The organism is Siphonobacter sp. BAB-5385, assembly GCF_002261125.1.
Taxonomy (GTDB): Bacteria; Bacteroidota; Bacteroidia; order Cytophagales; family Spirosomataceae; genus Siphonobacter.
The window spans coordinates 20555-27555 of the sequence record NZ_NMPS01000007.1; the positions used below are offsets into that span (position 1 = coordinate 20555).

The window sequence follows — 7001 nt, forward strand, 5'->3', positions numbered from 1 at the left end:
TCTCTTCGAGAAGAATTTTCGCTTGATTCCAACGCCTCGCCTGTACGGATCCGGAAAGCAATTTCTTTAGGCTAAAGGTTGCTGTTTCCTACTGGTTTTCAACTCCCTTCTGAACGAATCTACTCGCAGAGATCGCTCCATTTATGGAATGAGACTCGCACGCGGCGATGGTACACGGGCATCTTTCGGTTTTAGCCCAAACACCAGTCGGGTAAAGCTAAAATGTCGAATAACGAAGTGGTATAAAATCCAGCAACCGAAGAATGTAATCGCGGCCAGCAGTATAAACTTAACGGGCCAGTCTATAGGCAGTGGAGCCAGGTAATAACCAGCGGCAATCGTGATGGTCTGATGCAAAATGTAGAAGGGATAAACCGCTTCATTGGCGTAGGTCAGAAAGCGATTGTTGAAGTTGAGGTAGCGATAGCCATTGCCAAAAATGGTCAACAGGCACGTCCAGGCATTAAAGGTTCTGAAAAGGGCATAAGCTTCGTAATTCCAGCCTTCCAACTCAGGCTGATCAATCCAGAAAAAGGCGTATAATGTAGCCGTACACCCCAGCATTAACCCCAGCGTTAGGAAACGGTACCGAGCCAGCGTATCCCAGAATTGCTGCTGCGTACAAAACACATAACCTGTCAGAAAAAGCGTGAAATAATGCCAGTGTTGCCGCCAGTCGTCCACCAGTGCATTCGTCGTGGGAAAACGTGCTTCCAGTAAAAAATCCGCCAGCCAGTGCCAGACGGCAGGCAGTACCAACAACCAGACCGGATTACTGAAAAACGAAGCCAGCCTAGCCGTTACCCGTTGTCCCGCAGGTTTACGCAGGTATAGCAGAATGGGCAGCCCAATGATCGAGTACGCGAACAGATAGATCAGATACCAGAGGTGATGCCAGCTCAGGCTACCCCCTTCCGGATAGGGCTTAAAATTGAAAACGGTTTTATAAAATTCCCAATATGAAAAGCTGGCTCCCTGCTGAAGTCGCTCATAGAAAATCTGCGGAGGTACGATGACGAACATACCAAAGACCAGCGGCAGAAAGATACGTTTGGTTCGTTCGCCCAGGAACTCCCCGACGGACCGCCTTCCCAGAGCCCAGTACACACCCATACCGGAGATCATGAATAATAAGGCCATCCGCCAGGAACTTGTAAATCGCATGGGATACTCAATGAGGTGCGTCTGGACGTTATTTTTCACGTGCCAACCCCAGTAATTGAAGAACATTCCCGCATGAAAAAAGATAAGCAGACCGAAGGCCAGTACGCGGAGCCAGTCGAGATCGTAACGACGTGTGGATTTCATGAGCATTTGATTTGAATGCCCAAAAGTGCTCGTTTTCAGCACGGTTCGACGACCGTACGCATCAGGACGACGTGCCCGCCGATAAGGACGCACTCCGAAACACGGAAGGAGTTTGCCCGGTTTCGCGTTTAAAAGCGGCGTTGAAGGCTGACTTTGAGTTGTATCCTACCCGTTCGGCGATTTCCTCGATTTTCAGGTGAGCATTTTCCGGAGCAGCCAGTAATTGCCGGGCTTCTTCGATCCGGTATTTGGCCAGCAGTTCAAAAAAGCTAAGCTCCAGCGTGTCGTTGAGTACCTGGGAAAGATGATGCGTCGATACGCCTAGCCGCTGAGCCAGTCCGGGTAAGGAGCAGGTCGATGCTAACTGGGGTTTCTCTTCGCGTAAGACGTGCTGTAGTCTTTCCAGCGTACGATTTTCCAGTTCGGGCGTTAGAGAAGATTTCTCGTACTTCCGAACCTGCCCGGTTGGCGTGGCGGGTTCCACCCGGAAAAAACCAGACTGGCGAATGATACTGAAGCTCGTCACGTAGATGATAAACGCCAGGTGAGCCACCACCAGGTGATCGCCCAGGTCGCTCTCAAAGGTCGCACGCGTAATCAGGTATACAATCGTGATAAAGGTCAGGTGAATCTGCAAATTCCGGAACCAGATCAAATCCGTCGGCTGGCTTCCCCAGAAACGGGCCTGGATGCGTTGAAAGGCCAGCAATACTTCTCTCCAGGTAAGTGCCAGGTAAATCAGCATACTGATTCCCGTAAATTCATTGATGTGCCATTTAGGCCAGAACATCCAGCGTTCGCCATACGACTCAAAAGGTGGCGATGGAATTTCAGGATGGAACGCTCCTAGAAAAGCTTCGTACTTCAGGCTTAGTGGTTGCGGGTAGTACAGAACGGTCATGTACAGCAAATACAGGACTGCCGGCAGAAAATGCCAGATATTCCGAGCGTTCCAGCTTTTCCGTAGACTGACTCTAAAGTATAGGTACAAGCAGGGAAATAAGGCCAGATTAGCCGGTTCGGTTGAATCCACCAGCCATAACACCTGCACCATGTAATTGGTATAGCCCAGCCACACGTCGCTCATGAGCAGCGTCATGCAAACCAGAGAAAAGCCTAAAAAACGGTTGGGGAACTGTTTTCCTTTACTGTGCGTAAGAAAGAAATACGTCAGGAAACACCCCTGAATGATGCCAAGCAAAATCAGGATTGCAAACCAATCGATACGGGGACTAAGCTGGGGCATAGAAAAAGCCCGCCTAAATGAGGCGGGCTACTAAAATACGAAAAGCTGAATTACTTAATCAAGTTAAGGAGGTACTTCCCGTAGCCACTCTTGACGAGCGGTTTAGCCACGGCCTCCAGTTGCTGCTTGTCGATGAAGCCCATGCGGTAGGCCACCTCTTCAATACATCCGATTTTCAGGCCCTGCCGCTCTTCAATCACTTCAACAAATTGCCCCGCCTGCATCAGCGACTGGAAGGTGCCCGTATCCAGCCAGGCCGTACCCCGGTCCAGCACGCCTACTTTCAACTGGCCTTTTTCCAGGTACACCCGGTTAATGTCGGTAATCTCCAGCTCGCCCCGTGGACTGGGTTCAATGGCCTTGGCAATGGCCACAACTTCATTATCGTAGAAGTACAGCCCTGGCACGGCGTAGTTGGACTTTGGCACCTCCGGCTTTTCTTCGATGCTCAGTACGTTGAAATCGTCGTCGAATTCAACCACCCCGTATCGCTCGGGATCGTGCACCTGATAGGCATACACCACCCCACCCTCGGGATCGTTGTTGGCTTGCAGAAGCTTGGAAAGGCCCGAACCGTAGAAAATGTTATCTCCCAGAATCAGGCTACTTTATCATTGCCAATAAACTCTTCACCGATGATGAAGCCTGAGCCAGTCCATCCGGACTCGGCTGCACGGCGTAGCTAAACTGACAGCCCAATCGGCTCCCATCGCCCAGCAACTTCTCAAAGTGCGGTAAATCGTGTGGCGTGGAAATAATCAGGATTTCGCGAATGCCCGCCAGCATCAGAATCGACAGCGGATAATAGATCATCGGCTTGTCGTAAACCGGCATCAGCTGTTTGGAGACAGCCAGCGTCAGGGGATGCAACCGCGTTCCCGAGCCGCCTGCCAAAATAATTCCTTTCATCTTCGAATGAGGGAATGAGTGAATGAATGATAGAAAGAGGGAATTCAGTAATGGGCGAATGAATCAATGATCGCATGCGTGAATACAGGAAAACCACCGTAGTGTTTACTTATTATTCACGCATGCGATTATTCACGCATTCGATCATTGATTCCGTGTTATCGCTGAGCGTACATGCTGTCGTAGTACTTCTGGTAGCTCCCTGAGGTGACTTCTTCCAGCCACTCCGTGTTCGAGAGATACCACGCCACCGTCTGAGCCAGGCCTTCTTCGAAGGTAACCGAAGGTTGCCAGCCCAGTTCATGCATGATTTTATGGGCGTCGATGGCATAACGAAGGTCATGGCCCGCCCGGTCCGTCACGTAGGTAATGAGTTCCCTGGAAGTACCCGCCGGGCGACCCAGCTGGTCATCCATGATCTCGCACAGCAGGTGCACCAGATCAATGTTTTTCCACTCGTTAAAGCCGCCGATGTTGTAGGTTTCACCGGGCTTGCCCTGGTGGAAAACCACATCAATGGCCCGGGCGTGATCTTTAACAAACAGCCAATCCCGTACGTTTTCCCCTTTGCCGTATACGGGTAACGGTTTGTTATGCAGGATGTTGTGAATCATCAGGGGAATCAGCTTCTCGGGGAAGTGATTAGGACCGTAGTTATTGGAGCAGTTGGTAAGTACGAAGGGAATACCGTAGGTGTTACCGTAAGCCCGAACGAAGTGATCCGAGGAAGCCTTGGAAGCCGAATACGGCGAACGTGGATCGTAGGGTGTGGTTTCCAGGAAGAACTCTTCGGGATTATGCAATTCACCGTACACTTCGTCAGTGGAGACGTGGTAGAACAGGTGTCGTGAATAGTCGTCTTTCCAGGCTTTCTTAGCCGCGTTCAACAGGTTGACCGTACCGATGACATTCGTCAATACGAAAGCCATGGGATCGGTGATCGAGCGGTCTACGTGGCTTTCGGCCGCCAAGTGAATGACGCCGTGAAAGTCGTGTTCGGCGAACAGCTGATCCAAAAACTCAGCATCGCGAATGTCACCTTTGACAAAGGTATAATTGGCAGCCGACTCCAGGTCTTTGAGGTTGGCCAGGTTACCGGCGTAGGTCAACGCATCCAGGTTAAACACCTGATAAACGTCCTTGTACTCGGTTACAAACCGACGTACCACGTGTGAGCCGATGAAGCCCGCTCCGCCCGTAATTAATAGTTTCTTCATAGGGATTTCAATGTAGGATGAAGATTGAATTCGATTACTTTAAAGTTAATTGCCAACGCCACGCGTCTGCTAACGCTTCATCCAGTGTTTTTTCGGCTTTCCAGCCCAGTTTTTCGGTCGATTTACTCACGTCGGCGTAAATCTCCATGATATCTCCGGCCCGGCGGGGAGCAAATTCGTAATTGAGCTTCACGCTGGTTACGCGTTCAAACGTATCGATCAACTCCTGAACGCTCGTACCCGTGCCCGTACCGATGTTAAAAAAGTCGTAATAATTTGTTTCTGCTTGGTTCACCAGCAATTCCAGGGCCTTCACGTGAGCTTTGGCCAGGTCCACTACGTGAATGAAGTCACGAATACAGGTCCCGTCAGGCGTATCGTAATCCTTACCAAATACCATCAGTTTTTGACGAATGCCCGCAGCGGTCTGCGTTACGTAAGGCACCAGGTTGGCCGGTACGCCGATGGGCAATTCGCCAATCAGGGCCGATTCATGAGCACCTACGGGGTTGAAGTACCGCAAAGCCAGGGCTTTCAGACCCGGTTTCGCAGCTACCGTATCGCGAATGATTTCTTCGCCCACCTGCTTGGTATTTCCGTACGGAGAAGCGGCGGGTAATACGGGCGTTTCTTCCGTTACCGGAATTACCTCGGGCTGACCATATACCGTACAGGAGGAGGAAAATACAAAGTTCGACACCCCATTGGCAATCATTGCTTCCAGCAAGGTAACCAGAGCCGAGATGTTGTTTCGATAGTATAACAGGGGTTTTTCAACGGATTCACCAACGGCCTTACTAGCCGCAAAGTGAATAACTCCCTCAATCTTATCTTCCTTAAAAATCTTAGTCAGCAACGCCGCATCGTTACAATTAGCGTTGTAGTACTTCACTTTTCTTCCCAGAATCGATTCGAGCCGATTCAGTACTTGTTCCTGTGAGTTAGAAAAATCATCGAGAATAATAGGTTCGAATCCGGCCCCGATAAGTTCTACAACAGTATGGGAACCGATGAATCCGGCTCCGCCGGTGACTAGGATATTCATGAAGTAAGGGTTAGAAATCTTTCAATTAAGCCCCAAAAATAGAAAAAATACGCGGGCCGAAGGTACTGGTTCCGGGGATCATTTTTATACGGTCTGTTGTCTTTTTTATGAATAGTTCCCGGCATCCTTCTATTTTTTTATTCTTTCGCACCATTCTCTTTACTTTAGGCGGAATGCTTCCCTTCAATTCATGGTTTACCTATTTGGTAGTTTTCTAAAATTAGTGTAGGTTAAAGCTAAAATCAACTTTTTCTGTATGGATAGCCGTGAACTAAAAGCCTTAGTCTCCCTGCTTGAAGACGATGATCGGGAGGTTTCCTCACTGATTGAGCAAAAAATTCGCTCGTTAGGGGATACCATTATTCCCTTTCTGGAAGATCACTGGGAAAATTCCGGTTTCAATCCGCTCGTCCAGAAACGCATCGAGGACCTCATTCACGACTTACAGTTTCGCACGCTTACCGAACGCCTGCGAGCCTGGAAAAACAGTGGTGGCACCGATTTGCTGGAAGGGCTCTGGCTGGTAGCGACGTATCAGTACCCCGATCTTTCCCTGGAAAAACTTCAGCAGGAAATTGACCAGATTTATTATGATGCCTGGCTGGAATTTCGGCACGGTATGCATCCCGCGTCGCAGATTGATACGTTGAATTACGTTTTTTTCAAAAAGCTGAAATTTGGGGCGAATACGAAAAACTTTCACTCGGCGGCTAATTCCATGCTGAATGTGGTCCTGGAAACGCACAAGGGAAACCCCATCAGCTTGTGTGTGCTGTATATGCTGGTAGGTCGTCGATTAGGCATGCCCTTGTACGGAGTCAATCTCCCTAACCTGTTTGTGCTCACCTACAAGGTGAATGACGATACGCAGTTTTACATCAACGTATTCAATAAAGGGTTGGTGTTTCAGAAGAAAGACATCGACAACTACATTGCCCAGCTGAACCTGGCCCCCAATCCCATTTTTTACGAGGCCTGTAGTAACACGGATATTGTCAAGCGAGTACTACGCAATCTAACCCTAGCCTTTGAGAAGACGGGTGACGATGATCGGGCTCAGGAAATCAATACACTCCTTAAAATGCTTTTGGAATCCGATTCGCCTTCGTTTGATAACTAAGGTACCTTGGCTATGATCTGTAAATAAAGGCCTTCGGGATTGGTGATGACCAATCCCGAAGGCCTTTAACATGATTAGCTACGTATGCTTTTCCTAAAACCGCTTCTTTAGTCCAGGCCCGCCAACCCCGGAGGGGTTCAATGTGATTAGCCCCGT

The 7001-nt window shown here is 49.4% G+C and carries 5 protein-coding genes and 1 pseudogene; 1 reads left to right on the top strand and 5 read right to left on the bottom strand.

Annotated features, from left to right (window positions below; translation table 11 throughout):
- Positions 1-141: 141 nt before the first annotated feature.
- From BWI93_RS00485 to galE, 5 genes and pseudogenes are all read right to left on the bottom strand, one after another.
- On the bottom strand, positions 142-1308 hold the full coding sequence (locus BWI93_RS00485) for an acyltransferase family protein (RefSeq protein ID WP_255157662.1): 1167 nt from the start codon (positions 1306-1308) through the stop codon (positions 142-144).
- A gap of 61 nt (positions 1309-1369) precedes the next feature.
- Positions 1370-2554, bottom strand: a complete 1185-nt coding sequence (locus BWI93_RS00490; protein WP_255157663.1) for a helix-turn-helix domain-containing protein — start codon at positions 2552-2554, stop codon at positions 1370-1372.
- Positions 2555-2604: 50 nt separating this feature from the next.
- Positions 2605-3463: pseudogene (rfbA, locus tag BWI93_RS00495) on the bottom strand (glucose-1-phosphate thymidylyltransferase RfbA).
- Positions 3464-3621: 158 nt separating this feature from the next.
- Positions 3622-4680 carry a dTDP-glucose 4,6-dehydratase gene (rfbB, locus tag BWI93_RS00500; RefSeq protein WP_094808225.1) on the bottom strand — a complete coding sequence of 353 codons (1059 nt, stop codon included), beginning with the start codon at positions 4678-4680 and terminating at the stop codon, positions 3622-3624.
- Between the two features lie 34 nt (positions 4681-4714).
- Positions 4715-5725, bottom strand: a complete 1011-nt coding sequence (gene galE, locus BWI93_RS00505; RefSeq protein ID WP_094808226.1) for a UDP-glucose 4-epimerase GalE — start codon at positions 5723-5725, stop codon at positions 4715-4717.
- Positions 5726-5981: 256 nt separating this feature from the next.
- On the opposite strand from galE, the gene BWI93_RS00510 reads away from it, so the two are divergent.
- Positions 5982-6845: a transglutaminase-like domain-containing protein gene (locus BWI93_RS00510; RefSeq protein ID WP_094808227.1), complete on the top strand. Its 864-nt coding sequence runs from the start codon at positions 5982-5984 to the stop codon at positions 6843-6845.
- Positions 6846-7001 lie beyond the last annotated feature (156 nt).